This window comes from Mycobacterium sp. SMC-8, assembly GCF_025263565.1.
GTDB lineage: Bacteria > Actinomycetota > Actinomycetes > Mycobacteriales > Mycobacteriaceae > Mycobacterium.
On the sequence record NZ_CP079865.1, the window covers coordinates 1,835,112 to 1,850,912 of the forward strand.

General features: G+C 68.4%; 17 protein-coding genes. 7 read left to right on the forward strand and 10 right to left on the reverse strand.

The window, feature by feature from the left end; translation table 11 throughout:
- Positions 1–34: 34 nt before the first annotated feature.
- On the forward strand, positions 35–1,804 hold the full coding sequence (locus tag KXD97_RS08900; protein ID WP_260756367.1) for an AMP-binding protein: 1,770 nt from the start codon (positions 35–37) through the stop codon (positions 1,802–1,804).
- A gap of 69 nt (positions 1,805–1,873) precedes the next feature.
- Positions 1,874–3,001: an acyltransferase PE gene (pe, locus tag KXD97_RS08905; RefSeq protein WP_260756368.1), complete on the forward strand. Its 1,128-nt coding sequence runs from the start codon at positions 1,874–1,876 to the stop codon at positions 2,999–3,001.
- 3 nt (positions 3,002–3,004) lie between these two features.
- Here the strand turns inward: pe and KXD97_RS08910 are convergent, their stop codons facing one another.
- Complete coding sequence (locus KXD97_RS08910; protein WP_260756369.1) at positions 3,005–3,670, reverse strand: GAP family protein; 666 nt, start codon at positions 3,668–3,670, stop codon at positions 3,005–3,007.
- A 147-nt stretch (positions 3,671–3,817) separates the two neighbouring features.
- On the opposite strand from KXD97_RS08910, the gene KXD97_RS08915 reads away from it, so the two are divergent.
- A complete protein-coding gene (locus tag KXD97_RS08915; protein ID WP_260756370.1) occupies positions 3,818–4,318 on the forward strand; it encodes a flavin reductase family protein in 501 nt (166 codons plus the stop codon).
- Between the two features lie 32 nt (positions 4,319–4,350).
- Here KXD97_RS08915 and KXD97_RS08920 read toward each other — a convergent pair whose 3' ends face one another.
- The 6 genes from KXD97_RS08920 to KXD97_RS08945 all read right to left on the reverse strand — a co-directional run bounded on the left by KXD97_RS08920 (position 4,351) and on the right by KXD97_RS08945 (position 8,980).
- Complete coding sequence (locus KXD97_RS08920) at positions 4,351–4,512, reverse strand: hypothetical protein (RefSeq protein WP_260756371.1); 162 nt, start codon at positions 4,510–4,512, stop codon at positions 4,351–4,353.
- A gap of 72 nt (positions 4,513–4,584) precedes the next feature.
- Positions 4,585–4,953: a hypothetical protein gene (locus KXD97_RS08925; RefSeq protein ID WP_260757894.1), complete on the reverse strand. Its 369-nt coding sequence runs from the start codon at positions 4,951–4,953 to the stop codon at positions 4,585–4,587.
- Positions 4,954–5,077: 124 nt separating this feature from the next.
- Entirely contained in the window at positions 5,078–5,833 is a 756-nt protein-coding gene (locus tag KXD97_RS08930) for a succinate dehydrogenase/fumarate reductase iron-sulfur subunit (protein ID WP_260756372.1), read from the reverse strand.
- A gap of 2 nt (positions 5,834–5,835) precedes the next feature.
- Positions 5,836–7,758 carry a fumarate reductase/succinate dehydrogenase flavoprotein subunit gene (locus KXD97_RS08935; RefSeq protein WP_260756373.1) on the reverse strand — a complete coding sequence of 641 codons (1,923 nt, stop codon included), beginning with the start codon at positions 7,756–7,758 and terminating at the stop codon, positions 5,836–5,838.
- Between the two features lie 33 nt (positions 7,759–7,791).
- Entirely contained in the window at positions 7,792–8,613 is an 822-nt protein-coding gene (locus KXD97_RS08940; RefSeq protein ID WP_260756374.1) for a hypothetical protein, read from the reverse strand.
- 61 nt (positions 8,614–8,674) lie between these two features.
- On the reverse strand, positions 8,675–8,980 hold the full coding sequence (locus tag KXD97_RS08945) for a hypothetical protein (protein ID WP_260756375.1): 306 nt from the start codon (positions 8,978–8,980) through the stop codon (positions 8,675–8,677).
- 103 nt (positions 8,981–9,083) lie between these two features.
- Between KXD97_RS08945 and KXD97_RS08950 the strand changes: the two genes are divergently transcribed.
- The gene (locus KXD97_RS08950) at positions 9,084–9,842 is read left to right on the forward strand and encodes an isocitrate lyase/phosphoenolpyruvate mutase family protein (protein WP_260756376.1); all 759 of its coding nucleotides are present in this window, start codon (positions 9,084–9,086) and stop codon (positions 9,840–9,842) included.
- 20 nt (positions 9,843–9,862) lie between these two features.
- Here KXD97_RS08950 and KXD97_RS08955 read toward each other — a convergent pair whose 3' ends face one another.
- Positions 9,863–10,294, reverse strand: coding sequence for a hypothetical protein (locus tag KXD97_RS08955; protein ID WP_260756377.1), 432 nt, complete (start codon positions 10,292–10,294; stop codon positions 9,863–9,865).
- 142 nt (positions 10,295–10,436) lie between these two features.
- Here KXD97_RS08955 and nirB point away from each other — a divergent pair, with 142 nt between their 5' ends.
- The 3 genes from nirB to fdxA all read left to right on the forward strand — a co-directional run bounded on the left by nirB (position 10,437) and on the right by fdxA (position 13,845).
- Positions 10,437–12,995 carry a nitrite reductase large subunit NirB gene (gene nirB, locus KXD97_RS08960; RefSeq protein ID WP_260756378.1) on the forward strand — a complete coding sequence of 853 codons (2,559 nt, stop codon included), beginning with the start codon at positions 10,437–10,439 and terminating at the stop codon, positions 12,993–12,995.
- A gap of 7 nt (positions 12,996–13,002) precedes the next feature.
- The gene (nirD, locus tag KXD97_RS08965; RefSeq protein WP_260756379.1) at positions 13,003–13,350 is read left to right on the forward strand and encodes a nitrite reductase small subunit NirD; all 348 of its coding nucleotides are present in this window, start codon (positions 13,003–13,005) and stop codon (positions 13,348–13,350) included.
- 141 nt (positions 13,351–13,491) lie between these two features.
- Positions 13,492–13,845 carry a ferredoxin gene (fdxA, locus tag KXD97_RS08970; protein WP_260756381.1) on the forward strand — a complete coding sequence of 118 codons (354 nt, stop codon included), beginning with the start codon at positions 13,492–13,494 and terminating at the stop codon, positions 13,843–13,845.
- Positions 13,846–13,848: 3 nt separating this feature from the next.
- Here the strand turns inward: fdxA and KXD97_RS08975 are convergent, their stop codons facing one another.
- Both KXD97_RS08975 and KXD97_RS08980 read right to left on the reverse strand, forming a co-directional pair.
- Positions 13,849–14,556, reverse strand: a complete 708-nt coding sequence (locus KXD97_RS08975; protein ID WP_260756382.1) for a sirohydrochlorin chelatase — start codon at positions 14,554–14,556, stop codon at positions 13,849–13,851.
- The gene (locus tag KXD97_RS08980) at positions 14,553–15,695 is read right to left on the reverse strand and encodes a uroporphyrinogen-III synthase (protein ID WP_260756383.1); all 1,143 of its coding nucleotides are present in this window, start codon (positions 15,693–15,695) and stop codon (positions 14,553–14,555) included. The genes KXD97_RS08975 and KXD97_RS08980 overlap by 4 nt, the downstream gene beginning before the upstream one ends.
- Positions 15,696–15,801: the final 106 nt, after the last annotated feature.

Genomic DNA, 15,801 nt, shown 5'->3' on the forward strand with positions numbered 1-15,801 from the left:
TGAAACTACGACTCGTGCCGGCCGCGGACCCGATGTGACCTCGTCGACCATCCTGTCGATGCTGCACGGACGCGCCAGCATGCGCCCCGACGACATCGCCTTCACCTTCACCGACTATCTCGACGATCCGGGCGGGGTGCCCGAGAGCCTGACGTGGTCGCAGCTGGCCCGGCGCACCATGAACGTGGCCGCGGCGATCCGCCGCCACGGCGCGGTCGGTGACCGCGCCGTGATCCTGGCCCCACAGGGGCTGGACTACATCCTGGGGTTCCTCGGCGCCATGCAGGCCGGGCTGGTCGCGGTCCCGCTGCCGCTGCCGCACCGCGGATCCACCGACGACCGGCTGGGGCCGATCCTCGCCGACACCGAACCGGCGGTCGTGCTGACCACCGCGGCGGTCGCCGATGACGTGGCCGACCACCTCACCCGGTCACCGCGGCAGGCGGCGCCGACCGTCGTCGAGGTCGACGCCCCGGCTCTGGCCGCCGTCGGCGCCAACGCCCTCGAAACCGTCGAAACCGTTGCACCGCAGGATATTCCGAGCATCGCCTACCTGCAGTACAGCTCTGGCTCCACCCGTCGGCCGACCGGCGTGATGATCTCGCACCGCAACCTGACGGTGAACTTCGAGCAGCTGATGCGCAGTTTCTTCGCGCGGGCCCCGCTGCCGCCGGACGCCACGCTCGTGTCGTGGCTGCCCTTCTACCACGACATGGGCCTGGTGCTGGGTGTGTGCGCACCGATCCTGTGCGGCCGCCGCGCCGAGCTGACCAGCCCGGTCGCATTTCTGGAGCGGCCGGCCCGCTGGGTGCGCGCGCTGGCCGAGAACCCGCACGCGTGGTCCTCCGCCCCGAACTTCGCGTTCGACCTGGCGGCCCGCAAGACCAGCGACGACGATCTGGCCGGACTGGACCTGGGCGGGGTGGTGGGCATCATCAGCGGCGCCGAACGCGTCGAGCCGGCGACACTGCACCGCTTCGTGGATCGGTTCGCGCACTTCAATTTCCGTGACCACATGATGCGCCCGGCCTACGGTCTGGCCGAGGCGACGGTGTTCGTCGCGACGAGCACCTGGAACGAGGCCGCGCCCGCGTCGTACTTCGACGCCGCCGAACTGGGTGCGGGCCGGGTGCTGCCGTGCGCGCCCCGGCGCGGCCCGTCCGCCGGAAAGGTCACCGCTCTGGTCGAATACCAGGTGCCGGCGTCCCCGTCGCTGCGCATCGTCGACCCCGCGACCCGCCGCGAATGCCCGCCGGACGTCATCGGTGAGATCTGGGTGCACGGCGACAACGTCGCCGAGGGCTACTGGCGCGAACCGCCCGCCGGACAGGACGTCTTCGGCGCCGCGATCGTCGACCCGTCGCCGGGTACCGCCGACGCGCCCTGGCTGCGCACCGGCGATCTGGGCTTCCTCCACGACGGAGGACTGTTCATCGTGGGCCGGATCAAGGATCTGCTGATCATCCGCGGCCGCAACCACTATCCGGAGGACATCGAGGCCACGGTGCAGGCGATCACCCGCGGCCGGGTCGCCGCGATCTCGGTGCCGGTGCGCAGCACAGAGGAGCTGGTCACCGTGATCGAACTCAAGCAGCCCGCCGACCGCGACGAGCACGCCACCCGCCGGCTCGGTGAGGTCAAGAGTGAGGTCACCGCCGCGATCTCCAACGCCCACGGCCTCAGCGTCGCCGATCTCGTGCTGGTGCCGTCCGGGTCGATCCCCACCACCACGAGCGGCAAGATCCGCCGCGCCGCATGCGCCGAGCAGTACCGCCAGGACCAGTTCGTCCGGCTGGACGCCTGAGGGGCATGAGTTTGCGGAGTAAGGTCTCGGGGCAGGGCAGTCGAACGGGCGGGGGTGTGTGACCGACACATGAAGCGACTACTCGCGTTCGGCACCGCGCTGACCACCCTGGGCGCCGTAGGATGTCTCGGGTTCGGTATCGCATCCGCCGACGAGAACCCGCCACCCACACCGCCCGTCGCGGGTACCGCCCCGCCGATCGGCACGCCGGGCCGGGCCTACGCGCTGGGCGGCGCACACGTGCTCGGTATCCCGTACGACGAATACATCATGCGCACGGGCGCGGAGTGGTTCCCGGGTCTCGACCGGCAGATCGTCGACTATCCCGCCGGTCAGGTGCAGGGCCACACGCTGGAACGGCTGTTCCCGGGCATCGGTGCATTCGGGGACCGCGTTGCGCCCGGACTCGGGCTCGACGGCCCCAGCGTCGGTGAGTCGGTCGACGTGGGCTCGCCCGACACCATCGCCGCGATCCGGCAGGGCGGGCGTGGCACCGCGATCGGACTGTCCGAGGGCGCGATGGTCCTCAACGACGTGCAGGCCCGGCTCGCCTACGACCCGGCCGCTCCGCCCCCGGACCAGTTGAGCTTCGCGATGTACGGCGACCCGGTGGCGCGGCACGCGTTCGGCGAGAGCTTCCTGACCCAGAACTTCCCGGTCGGCAGCGTCGTCCCCTCGCTCGACTACCGGATCCCGCCACCGGTGGAAAGTCAGTACGACACCTACCAGTTTGTGTCCGCGTACGACAGCATCGCCGACTGGCCGGACCGGCCCGACAACTGGATCTCGGTAGCCAACGCGATCGTCGGCCTGGCCACCGGGCACACCGCGGTCGCGTTCACAAAGCCGAGCATGGTGCCGCCACAGAACATCAGGACCACCGTCAACTCCCGGGGCGCGAAGACCACGACGTACTTGATCCCCGAGGAGCATCTTCCGCTCGTGCTGCCGTTCAAGTACCTCGGCGTCCCTAAGGACACGCTGATCGAGCTCGACCGGGTGCTCAAGCCGTACGTGGATTCCGGCTATTCACGGCACGACGACCCGCTGACCGCACCCGTCACGGTCGATCCGGTCAACGGCTACGATCCGGCCGAGGTCACCGCTCCGGCCACCCAGGCCGCGTTCGGCGGCGGCGCGGACCCGGTGTCGCAGTTGCTGTCCGGGCTGCAGTACGTGCTCAACAACCCGCCGTAACCGCTAGAGAGCGGTGAGCCCGACCGCGAGCAGTACCGCGCCGACCGCGGCCAGCAGCACGGACACTCCGCGGCGGCCCTGCGCCCGCAGCCACCCGTACAGCGCCGACAGCGCCGCGCGGGTACGGTCCGGGGCGATCAGATGGCACAGCAGTGGGATCTCCACCAGCGCGAGCGCCACCACGTTGAACGCCATCAGCGCGCCGAACTGCACCCCGGCCGCGGCTCCCGAGGCGACGATCAGCGCCAGCGCGGCCAGATAGTCCACCGAGGGCAGCGCCAGGCCCAGTCCCGCGACGCCCGCCGTCCACAGGGAGCGGCCCTCCAGCAGCCGGCGGGCCCGGATCGCCAGCGGCGCGAAACGTTCCCCGGAGCTGCCGTCGCCGCGGCCCCCGCCAAGCACCCCGACGGCCACCAGTGCGGCGTTGAGCAGCAGGATCGCTCCGACCACGATCTGCACCCTCGGCAGCGTGAAATGCGCCGAGTCCAGCGCCGGGCGCAGCACGAACAGCACGACCACCCCCACCGCGGTGCCCATGGCGAAACCGCCACCGAGGAGCGCGAGCAGCTGCAGGGCCGGCCGCGGCCGGTTGATCATCAGCACCGTCATCCCGATCCGGAACGGCTCCAGGCTCACCGCGACGGCCATCAGCAGGAGCGGGAACCACATGAGGGGCGACGTTACCGCGCCGACACCCGAACCCGACTTACGTTCAGACCGATTGCAACGCTTGCCTGCTCGTCACGCTGTGACCGGCCGTTTTGCCGTCACCCCGACGTGGCCGCGACGCACCGGCGCGTGGGAGGATGGGGGACGATGAGCTCAGAAACCCATCCGGACGACAAGCTCGACCCGACCGCGCTGCGCGACGCGTTCGGGCATTTCCCGTCCGGAGTCATCGCCGTCGCGGCCGAGGTGGACGGTGTGCGCGTGGGTCTGGCGGCGAGCACCTTCGTGCCGGTCTCACTCGACCCGCCGCTGGTGTCGTTCTGTGTGCAGAACTCGTCGACGACCTGGCCCAAGCTCAAGGATCTGCCTTACTTAGGGATCAGCGTGCTCGGCGAGGCCCACGACACGGCCGCGCGCACGCTGGCCGCCAAGACCGGTGATCGGTTCGCCGGGCTGGAGACGGCGTCGACCGAGCGAGGCGCGGTGTTCATCCACGGCACCAGCGTGTGGCTGGAGAGCAGGATCGAACAACTGGTGCCGGCCGGGGATCACACCATCGTGGTGCTGCAGGTCAGCGACATCACGGTGAATCCCGAGGTGCCGCCGATCGTGTTCCACCGCAGCACGTTCCGCCGGCTGGACGCCTGACGGGACGCAGCCCGGCGGTCGGCGCCCGCGGGTCAGGGACGGGCGGCGAGTTCGTCCCGGTAGTGCCGGACGCGCTGGTCGAGTTCGGCGGCATCGGCGGATCGGCCCTCCTTGCGGGCCAGTTCGGCGCGGATGCTGATTTCGCGGATCGCGGTGCGAATTTCGTTGATGCTGCAAGGCTCGCGAAGCGACATCGGAGCTGCCTTTCGTCGATGATTGGCTGCTTAGCCGAAGGGTACCCCCGGAACCTGGAGATGCACCACGGATCAGGCGGCGTGCACGTCCCGCAGCCCCACCGCGTTGCGCAGGCCGGAGCAGTTCACGCAGCCCACGCAGCCGATGCAGTCCTCGCAGTCGACGCAGCCCACGCACACCTTGCAACGGACGCAGGCGACACAGGCCAGGCACGCCAGGCATTTCGAGCACGCGATCGACAGCACCACCAGGATGCTGTTGGCGACGGCCGCGCTGCCCGCGGTCGCGATCGACCCCGCCACCCCGGCGCTCCCCGCGGTCGCGACGGAGCCGGCCACGACAGCACTGGTGTGGGTCGCCACAGATCCCGCGACGACGCAACTGTTTTCGGTCCGCAAAGAACGGACGACGGCGTCCGATGCGCCGTCGAGCGTGTTCATCGCGGTCTTCTGCTCTTCGCGCAAGCGCTCATCGCGGTCTTCTGCTCTTCGCGCAAGCGCTCATCGCGGTCTTCTGCTCTTCGCGCAAGCGCTCATCGCGGTCTTCTGCTCTTCGCGCAATCGCTCATGGCCGCCGGAACAGCTTGTCGCCCAGCCACACCAGCGGGTCGTACTTGCGGTCGGCGACGCGTTCCTTCATCGGGATCAGCGCATTGTCGGTGATCTTGATGTGTTCGGGGCACACCTCGGTGCAGCACTTGGTGATGTTGCAGAGTCCCAGCCCGTTCTCGTCCTGGGCTTCCTGGGCGCGGCCGTCGTGGGTGTCGAGCGGATGCATGTCCAGCTCAGCCTGCCGCATCAGATATCGCGGACCCGCGTACGCCTGCTTGTTCTCCTCGTGATCACGGATCACGTGGCACACGTTCTGGCACAGGAAGCACTCGATGCACTTGCGGAACTCCTGCGAGCGGTTCACGTCCTCCTGGGCCATCCGGTACTCACCCGGCTGCAGATCTTTCGGTGGAGCGAAAGCGGGGATCTCCCTGGCCTTCTCGTAGTTGAACGACACGTCGGTGACCAGGTCGCGCATCACCGGGAAGGTGCGCAGCGGCGTGACGGTGACAACCTCGTTTTCACCGAACGTTGACATCCGGGTCATGCACATCAACCGCGGACGGCCGTTGATCTCCGCCGAACACGATCCGCACTTGCCGGCCTTGCAGTTCCACCGCACCGCAAGATCCGGGGTCTGGGTGGCCTGCAGCCGGTGGATGATGTCGAGCACCACTTCGCCCTCGTTGACCTCGACGGTGTAGTCCTGCAGCCCGCCACCGGTGTCGTCGCCGCGCCAGACCCGAAGCTGTGCGTTGTAGGCAGCCATGATCAGCCCTTCCGTTGCGGGTACTCGGCCAATTCTTCGGGGGTGAAGTACTTTTCCAGCTCCGAAAGCTCGAACGTGGCGAGCAGATCCGGCCGCATCGGCGGCTGCAGCTCGACCTCGACCGAGATGTCCGGGATCACCGGGTCACCAGGCTCGTCCCCGCCGCCGACGGTCTTGCAGACCAGCAGCTTTCTACGCCAGTTCGGGTCCATCTGCGGGAAGTCGTCGCGGGTGTGCCCACCTCGGCTCTCGGTGCGCTGCAGCGCCGCCTTGGCCACGCACTCACTGACCAGCAGCATGTTGCGCATGTCGATGGCCAGATGCCAGCCCGGGTTGAAGATGCGGCCACCCTCGACGACCACGTTCTGGTAGCGCTTCTTCAACTCGGCGATCCTTACCAGCGCCTCTTCGAGTTCGTTCTGCTTGCGGATGATGCCGGCCAGGTCGTTCATCGACTCCTGGAGTTCGGCGTGCAGCGTGTAGGGGTTCTCGGCGTTGTCCTTGGGTTCGAACGGCGACAGCGCGAGCTTCTCGGCCCGCTCCAGCGCCGCATCCGAGACCGTCGGCCGGTTGTCCAGCGCCCGGACGTAGTCGGCGGCCCCGAGTCCGGCACGGCGGCCGAACACCAGCAGGTCCGACAACGAGTTGCCGCCGAGTCGGTTGGAGCCGTGCATGCCGCCGGAGCACTCGCCCGCGGCGAACAGCCCCGGCGTGGCGGCGCCGGCGCTGTCCGGGTCGACCTCGATACCGCCCATCACGTAGTGACAGGTCGGGCCGACTTCCATCTCGTCCTTGGTGATGTCGACCTCGGCCAGCTCGATGAACTGGTGGTACATCGACGGCAGCCGACGCTTGATCTCCTCGGCGGGCATGCGCGACGCGATGTCGAGGTACACACCGCCGTGCGGGGTTCCGCGGCCCGCCTTCACCTCTTCGTTGATCGCACGGGCCACCTCGTCGCGCGGCAGCAGATCAGGGGTGCGCCGCGCGGAGTCGTTGTCCTTGAGCCACTGGTCGGCTTCTTCTTCGGTCTCGGCGTACTGACCCTTGAACACGTCCGGGATGTAGTCGAACATGAAGCGCTTGCCCTCGGAGTTCTTCAGAACCCCGCCGTCGCCGCGCACACCTTCGGTGACGAGGATGCCCTTCACCGACAGTGGCCAGACCATGCCGGTGGGATGGAACTGGATGAACTCCATGTTGATCAGCCCCGAGCCGGCGCGCAGCGCCAGTGCGTGCCCGTCGCCGGTGTATTCCCAGGAGTTCGACGACACCTTGTACGACTTGCCGATGCCACCGGTGGCCAGCACGATCGCCGGAGCCTCGAACAGCACGAACTTGCCGGTCTCGCGGTAGTAACCGAACGCGCCGGCCACGCGGTCGCCGTCTTTGATGATCTCCGTGATCGAGGCTTCGTGGAACACCCGGATCCTGGCGTCATAGTCGCCCAGCTCGCGCTTGTCCTCCTGCTGCAGCGACACGATCTTCTGCTGCAGCGTGCGGATGATCTCCAGGCCTGTGCGGTCACCGACGTGGGCCAGCCGCGGGTAGGTGTGCCCGCCGAAGTTGCGCTGGCTGATCCGGCCGTCCTTGGTGCGGTCGAACAGCGCACCGTAGGTTTCCAGCTCCCAGACCCGGTCGGGTGCTTCCTGAGCGTGCAGTTCGGCCATGCGCCAGTTGTTGAGGAACTTGCCGCCGCGCATCGTGTCACCGAAGTGCACCTGCCAGCTGTCCTTGGTGTTGACGTTACGCATGGCGGCCGCGCAGCCACCTTCGGCCATCACGGTGTGGGCCTTGCCGAACAGCGACTTGGTCACCACGGCGACGCGTAGACCCCGCTCCCTTGCCTCGATCACCGCGCGCAGCCCGGCGCCGCCGGCCCCGATCACGACGACGTCGTACTCGTGCCGTTCCAGGTCACCCATTCACAATCCTCACTGTGTTTCCGAATTAAGTTGTCAGCCGATGAATCTGGGGTCGGGGAACCATCCCGCGGAGACGGCCATGACGTAGAAGTCCGTGAACATCAGCGTGCCCAGCGTGATCCACGCGTACGTCTTGTGCCGGACGTTGAGCCTGCTGATCTGCGTCCACATCCAGTACCGCACCGGATGTTTGGAGAAGTGCTTGAGACGGCCGCCCGCGATGTGCCGGCAGGAGTGGCACGACAACGTGTAGGTCCAGAGCAGAATCACGTTGATCAGCAGCACGAGGTTGCCCAGACCGAAACCGAAACCGCCGCCGGGCTTGTGGAACGCGATGATCGCGTCGTAGGTGTTGATCACCGAGATGATCGCGGCGATGTAGAAGAAGTAGCGGTGGGTGTTCTGGATGATCAGGGGCATGCGCGTTTCGCCGGTGTACTTGGCATGCGGCTCGGCCACCGCGCACGCCGTCGGCGACTGCCACACCGACCGGTAGTAGGCGCCGCGGTAGTAGTAACACGTGAGCCGGAACAGCAGCAGGAACGGCAGGGACAGCGCCGCGTACGGCAGGATCGGCCAGTCGGGCAGGAACTGGCCGAAGTGGCTGGCCTCCGGGATGCAGCCGGTCGACACACACGGCGAGTAGAACGGCGTGAGGTATCCGTACTCCTCGACGTAGTACCACCTCTGCATGAACGCCCGCACCGTCGCGTAGATGATGAACGCGGCGAAGCCCAGGTTCACGATCAGCGGCGACATCCACCACCGGTCGGTCCGAAGCGTGCGCTGCGGAATCTGGGCACGGCCAGGCGAGAAGACGCCGGTCGCTCTGCGGTCGGCGGTGGGTGCGCTCACGGTTACCTTTCGATGAAGTTGTGTCCCGACGCGCGTGCCGCCCGAAGGCGGCACGCGAGGCTCAGTGGGTTCCGCCGAGGCCCTCGTCGTCGACACCACGCCAGAAATCGGTGTCGTACTGCGTGTCCGGGATCGGGATCCGCTCGGCGACGTGATGGTGCCGGCTGACCCCGCGGGCGAGTTCCAGTTCCTCGGCGTCGATGTCCAACCGGTCGATGTCGTTGAGAATGCGCTCGGCGTCATTGACAATGCGACGGGTGGCTGGGCTGTCCCCGTATCGCGAAGCCAGCGACGTGACGCAACGCCGGAGGCTCCCGATCAGATCGTGGAGCTGGGCGAGTTCGGTGGTGGTGCTGGTGGTGGACAAGCGACCTCCTTGGGCTGAAGGGTGTCATGGATCACAGTACGCAACCGATGCTAGCTAAATCACCGATGCAAAGCGTGAGACAGATCACTAATGAGGAGAAGTCGTGACCGTTGACGAGTTGAAGACCCGGGCGGATGCGTTGCTCGCGCTGCATCAGCCGGGCAACCCGGTGGTGCTGCCGACGGTGTGGGACGCCTGGTCGGCGCGGCTGGCCACCGGCGCCGGCTTCGCGGCGCTGACCGTGGGCAGCCATCCGGTCGCCGATTCGGTCGGCAAGGCCGACAACGAGGGCATGACGTTCGACGACCTGCTGACCCGGGTCGCGCAGATCACCGCCGCGGTCGACGTCCCGGTGTCGGTCGACATCGAGTCCGGCTACGCCGAGGAGCCGGCCCGGCTGATCGACGGGCTGCTGTCGGTCGGAGCGGTGGGGCTGAACATCGAGGACACCGTGCACAGCGACGGCGGGCGGTTGCGGTCGTCGCGAGAGCACGCCGAACTGGTCGGGGCGCTGCGGGCGGCCGCGGACGCCGCCGGGGTGCGTGTCGTGGTGAATGCCCGCACCGACCTGTTCCTGCGCCAGGACGGCGACGAGTCCGACCGGGTGGACCGCGCGATCGCGCGGCTCACGGAGGCCGCCGCCGCGGGGGCCGACGTGCTGTACCCGGTCGGGGTGCATCCGCCGGAGGTGATGAGGCGGTTGACTTCGGAGCTGCCGCTGCCGGTGAACGCGATTGCGAGCCCGGATCGGTCCGACCCGGCGTCCTACGGGCCGCTGGGGGTGGCGCGGATCAGCTTCGGTCCGTTCTGGCAGGCGGCGCTGGCCGAGCGGTCCAAGGAGATCCTGGCCCGCTGGGTCTGATCGGGCGGCATCTGAAGTTCTTAAAAGAACTGGGCGGCAACGAAGCCCGCGACCAGCACGGCCGTGCCGCCGATCTCGCCGACGATCAGCGCGGCCATCGCCACCCGCACGGTGGTGTCGACGCGTTCGAATTGGTTGGTGGTGTCGCGCCGCATCCCGTGCATCACGTAGGTGGCTATCGCGAGCACGAAGAACGCGACCACCACCGCCGCCGAGGCCAGGTTGACCCACGTCGGCCAAGCGCTGAGTTCGACGAACACCGCCAGCAGCATCGTCGCGAACGCGTACAGCAGCGCCGCGCGGTGGGCGATGTCGACGTACGGGTGGGCCAGGTGGTCGGGGCTGGTGGCCATCTGCCGGTACTTCCAGATGCCCAGCACCAGTGCCCACAGGAAGATCAGCCCGGCGGCGAGCACGGTCAGAGCGGTGTCGACGGCCAGCGGGGTGGTCATGGAGACAGCACAGTACCGGCGGGGTCCTTGTGGGCCCCGGCGAACCGGCTCACAAGGTTCGCGGCGCCGACGTGAGCACCCCGTGACGGACGCTTCACACGAGGCGACACGGTGGCAATATCGGCTCCCTACCGTGGCCGTCATGAGCTCTACTTCGCACGTCGTGGTCGTCGGTCACGGCATGGTCGGCCACCGGTTCGTCGAGGCGCTGCGGTCGCGCGACACCGCGAACGCGTGGCGGGTGACCGTGCTGGCCGAGGAACTCGACGCGGCCTACGACCGGGTCGGGCTGACCGGCTACACAGAGCACTGGGAGCGTGCCCGGCTGGCGCTGCCGGGCAACGACTACTCCGGCGACGACCTCGTCGACGTCCGGCTGGGTCACCGGGTGACAGGAATCGACCGCACGGAAAGGACCGTCACCACCGCTGACGGCACCCGAGTCCACTACGACGCGCTGGTGCTGGCCACCGGTTCCTACGCGTTCGTGCCGCCGATCCCCGGACGCGATCTGCCGTCCTGCCACGTCTACCGGACCCTCGACGACCTCGACGCCATCTACGCCGACGCCGTGCGCACCCGCGAAAGCAACGGCGCGCCGGTCGGAGTCGTGATCGGCGGTGGCCTGTTGGGGCTGGAGGCAGCGAATGCGTTGCGCGGCTTCGGGTTACAGGCACACGTGGTGGAGCGCTCGTCGCGGCTGATGTCCCAGCAGCTCGACGAGGCCGGCGGGGCGCTGCTGGGCCGGATGATCGCCGACCTCGGCATCACCGTGCACACCGACGTGGGCACCGAGTCCATCAGGCCCGCGCAGCGCAACCGGCCGCTGCGGCGCAGTGAAGAGGACGATTCCGTGCGGGTGATGCTCAGCGACGGGACGGCCATCGACGCCCGCGTCGTGGTGTTCGCCGCCGGGGTCCGGCCGCGGGACGAGCTCGCGCGCGAGGCCGGCCTGGCGATCGCCGACCGCGGCGGCGTGCTGACCGACGTGACCTGTGCCACCAGCGATCCCGCGATCTACGCGATCGGCGAGGTGGCCGCGATCGAGGGCCGCTGCTACGGGTTGGTCGGGCCCGGGTACACCAGTGCCGAAGTGGTCGCCGACCGGCTGCTGGGCGGCGGGGCGGAGTTCCCCGAGGCCGACATGTCGACCAAGCTCAAACTGCTCGGTGTCGACGTCGCCAGCTTCGGCGATGCGATGGGCACCACGCCGGACTGCCTCGACGTGGTGGTCAACGACGCGGTGAACCAGACCTACGCCAAACTCGTGCTCTCCGACGACGCGAAAACCCTGCTCGGCGGCATCCTGGTCGGTGACGCCTCCTCCTACGGGCTGCTGCGGCCGATGGTGGGCGAACCCCTGCCCGGCGCGCCGCTGGCGCTGATCGCCCCGTCGGGGACCGACGGCGGCGGGCTCGGCGTCGGAGCCCTGCCCGACGGCGCCCAGATCTGTTCGTGCAACAACGTCACCAAGGGCGACCTCACGGAGGCGATCGCGTCCGGCTGCTGCGACGTGCCCGCGCTGAAGAAGTGCACACTGGCCGGCACCTCGTGCGGGTCGTGCGTACCGCTGCTCAAGCAGCTCCTCGAGGCCGAGGGCGTCGAGCAGTCGAAGTCGTTGTGCGAGCACTTCTCTCAATCGCGTGCCGAGATGTTCGAGCTCATCAGCGCCACCGAGATCCGCACCTTCTCGGGGCTGATCGAGAGGTTCGGCACCGGCAGGGGCTGCGACATCTGCAAACCCACGGTCGCGTCGATCCTGGCCTCGACCAGTTCGGACCACATCCTCGACGGCGAACAGGCCTCCCTGCAGGACTCGAACGACCATTTCCTGGCCAACATCCAGCGCAACGGCAGCTATTCAGTGGTGCCGCGGGTGCCCGGCGGTGACATCACCCCCGAACACCTGATCCTGATCGGGGAGATCGCAAGGGATTTCGGGTTGTACACCAAGATCACCGGCGGCCAGCGCATCGACATGTTCGGCGCGCGCGTCGACCAGCTGCCCGAGATCTGGCGCCGGCTCGTCGACGGGGGCATGGAATCCGGTCACGCCTATGGCAAATCGTTACGCACCGTGAAGAGCTGCGTCGGCAGCGACTGGTGCCGCTACGGCCAACAGGATTCGGTGCAGATGGCGATCAACCTGGAACTGCGCTACCGCGGGCTGCGCGCCCCGCACAAGATCAAGATGGGCGTGTCCGGGTGCGCGCGCGAATGCGCGGAGGCCCGCGGCAAGGACGTCGGCGTCATCGCCACCGAGACCGGCTGGAACCTGTATGTCGGCGGCAACGGCGGAATGACACCGCGGCATGCCGAACTGCTGGCCGGCGACCTCGACGACGAGACGCTGATCCGCTACATCGACCGTTTCCTGATGTTCTACATCCGCACCGCGGATCGTCTGCAACGCACCGCACCCTGGGTCGAGGAGAAAGGTCTGGAGCATCTGCGAGAGGTGATCTGCGACGACTCGCTGGGTCTGGCCGCCGAGTTCGAGGATGCGATCGCCCGCCACGTCTCGGGTTACGCGTGCGAATGGAAAGGCGTGCTGGAGGATCCCGACAAGCTGGCGCGGTTCGTGTCGTTCGTCAACGCCCCCGACGTGCCTGACCCCACGGTCGCGTTCATAGAGAACGCCGGCCGCATGGTTCCGGCGCCGAGCACAACACACATTGGTATGCCGAAGGTGGGAAGGTAGCCCGAAGATGACTCTGCTCAACGATGTTCAGGTCTGGACCACGGCCTGCCGGTACGACTTCCTGATCCCGAACCGCGGCGTCGGTGTGCTGCTGCCCGGCGGCGCTCAAGCCGCGCTGTTCCGCCTGGACGACGGGACCCTGCACGCCATCGGCAACATCGACCCGTTCTGCGGCGCGGCGGTGATGTCGCGCGGCATCGTGGGCGACCGGGCGGGCCGGGCGGTGGTGCAGTCGCCGATCAAGAAGCAGGCGTTCGCGTTCGACGACGGCAGCTGCCTCGATGACCCCGACCACTGTCTGCCGGTGTACGAGACGAGGATCACCCCCGACGGGGACGTCCAGATCGGCTCCTGATCCCGGCGTGCCTGTATCCCGCGAAATCGCATTCCACGCGGCCTTTTCGCGCTTTTGGCCGCGCAGATCGCAATCTCGTCGTGATGAAGTAGGGACTTTCGGCCCCTGTCCTGCCCGCTCCGGTTTTCTAACCTCGACGGCATGACCTACGTGATCGGTAGCGCGTGTGTGGACATCGTCGACAAGTCGTGCGTGCAGGAGTGCCCGGCCGACTGCCGCTACGAGGGCGATCGCGCGATGTACATCAACCCGAACGAGTGCGTGGACTGCGGGGCGTGCCGCATCGCGTGCCGGGTCGATGCGATCTACTACGAGACCGACCTGCCCGACGAGGAGCTGGCGTTCCTGGAGGACAACGCCGCATTCTTCACCTCGACGCTTCCCGGCCGCGACGCGCCGCTCGGCGATCCGGGCGGTGCGTCGAAGCTGGGCCGGGTCGGGGCCGACACCCCGCTGGTGGCGGCGCTGCCGCCGTCGTCGACTCCGCACCCCTGACACTCATCGCCGAAATTGCGTTAAGGCAGGCGCGCACTCGGAGTCGAACCCTGCCCGCCGGAAACGGTTGGCGATCAACCGAGTGATGCCGGGATGGGTGCCCAGCGGATCGGTCACCACATCGGCCCCGCTCGCGCGGAGCCGGTCCTGAAACAACCCGTCGGACAACAGGTATGAGGCGACCGCCACCCGTCCGCCGGGCCGCCGCAGTGCGGTCACCGCGTCGGCGATCCGAGGTTCCCCGGTGGCAGCGAAGGCCAGTTCCACCCGCGTGCCGAGCGTGGCCGACAGCCACGTGGCGGTGGTGTGCAGATCGCGCATCGCCCGCCGGTCGGATGTGCCCGCCGCGGCCAGGATCACCGAATCATCGGTTCGCCAACCCGACTCGACAAGACGGTCGACCAGCACCCGGATCAGTGCGGGATCGGGCCCGAGCGCCCGGGTGACGACGACATCGCCGTGACCACTTGTCGCGATGTGAGCCGGGATGTCGACGCGGACGTGATAGCCGCTGGCGAGAAACGCGGGCACCAGCACGGTCGGCTCGCGCCGGAAGGTGCCGAGCACCTCGGCCGGCGTGGGGCCCAGCACGTCGACGAACGCCACGCGCACCGGGCGCTCCAGTGTCGCCGACACCTGCGCGGCAAGGTCGGCGATCAACGCGACCCCGCTCTGCTTGCGGGTGCCGTGCGCGACCAGGACCAGGTTCATGACGCGACCACCTCGTCGACCGGCAATCGGTAGCCGCGCTTGACCACCGTCGACACCATCTTCTTGTCTCCCAGCGCCGTTCGCAGGCGCAGCACGGCCGTCTCGACGGCGTGGGTGTCGGTGCTGCTGCCCGGCAGCGCGCGCAGCAGGTCGACTCGCGAGACCACCGCGCCCGGTCGCAGTGCCAGCGCCCGGATCGTCGCCATCGCCGCCGGCGAGAGCGCCTTGACCGCGCCGTCGACCAGCACGCAGGTGCCGCGGATCTCTAACAGGTGCCCGGCCACCCGCACGGTACGTGCCTGCAGCAGCGGCAGTTCGTCGGTGATGTGACGTGCCAACGCGCCCAACCGCATTCGCTCCGGCGCCGAGGTCGGCACCCCTAGCCGCACCAGCGGACGGGCGGTGACGGGGCCGACGCACATCGCGTGCACGCCGGTGCGCAGCGCCGAGAGCACCTCGGCCTCCAGGCCCATCTCGGTGGCGCGCAGCAACACCGACGCCACCGCGGGTGCCGAGGTGAAACTGACCGCGTCGAACTTCTGCTCCGCGATGCCGGCCACCAACTGGTCGAACTCACCGTTGCGCGGTGCCGGGTGCCAGCGGTACACGCGGATAGGCACCACTTCGGCACCCGCGGCGCGCAACTCGTCGAGGAACTCGGGGAAGGGGTCCCATTCGGCGGTCGCCCCGTGCAGCTGCACCGCGATGCGTGCGCCGGCGATGCCGCCCTCAAGCAGGTAGTGCAGCAGTTCGCGGGAGGATTCCGATTCCGGCGACCACTCCTCGGGCAGTCCCGCCGCGCGTAGGGCTCCCGTCGCCTTCGGTCCGCGCGACACGATGCGGGCGTTGCTCAACGCGGTGGTGAGCTCGGTGGCCATACCCCAGCCATCAGCGGCGGCGACCCAGCCGCGGAAGCCGATGCCGGTGGTCGCGATGACGATGTCGGGCGGGGTTTCGATCAGCGCGCGGGTGTGCTGACGCAATTCGTCGTCGTCGGGCAGCGGCACCATCTCGATCGCGGCGGCGCTCGTCACAGTCGCACCACGGCGCCGCAGCAGCGCGCTCAATTCGTCGGCGCGCCGCGCGGAGGTCACCGCAACCCGGAATCCGGTGAGCGGCGCCCAGTCCGGCTCACTCATGCCACCTGTCTATTCAGGCCGTGTTTCGGTGTGATTAACCGGCCGTTGCGCAGCCGTGTCGCCCCCGCTCAGAGCGTGAAATTCCGTTCACCGCGGACCGGGTGCC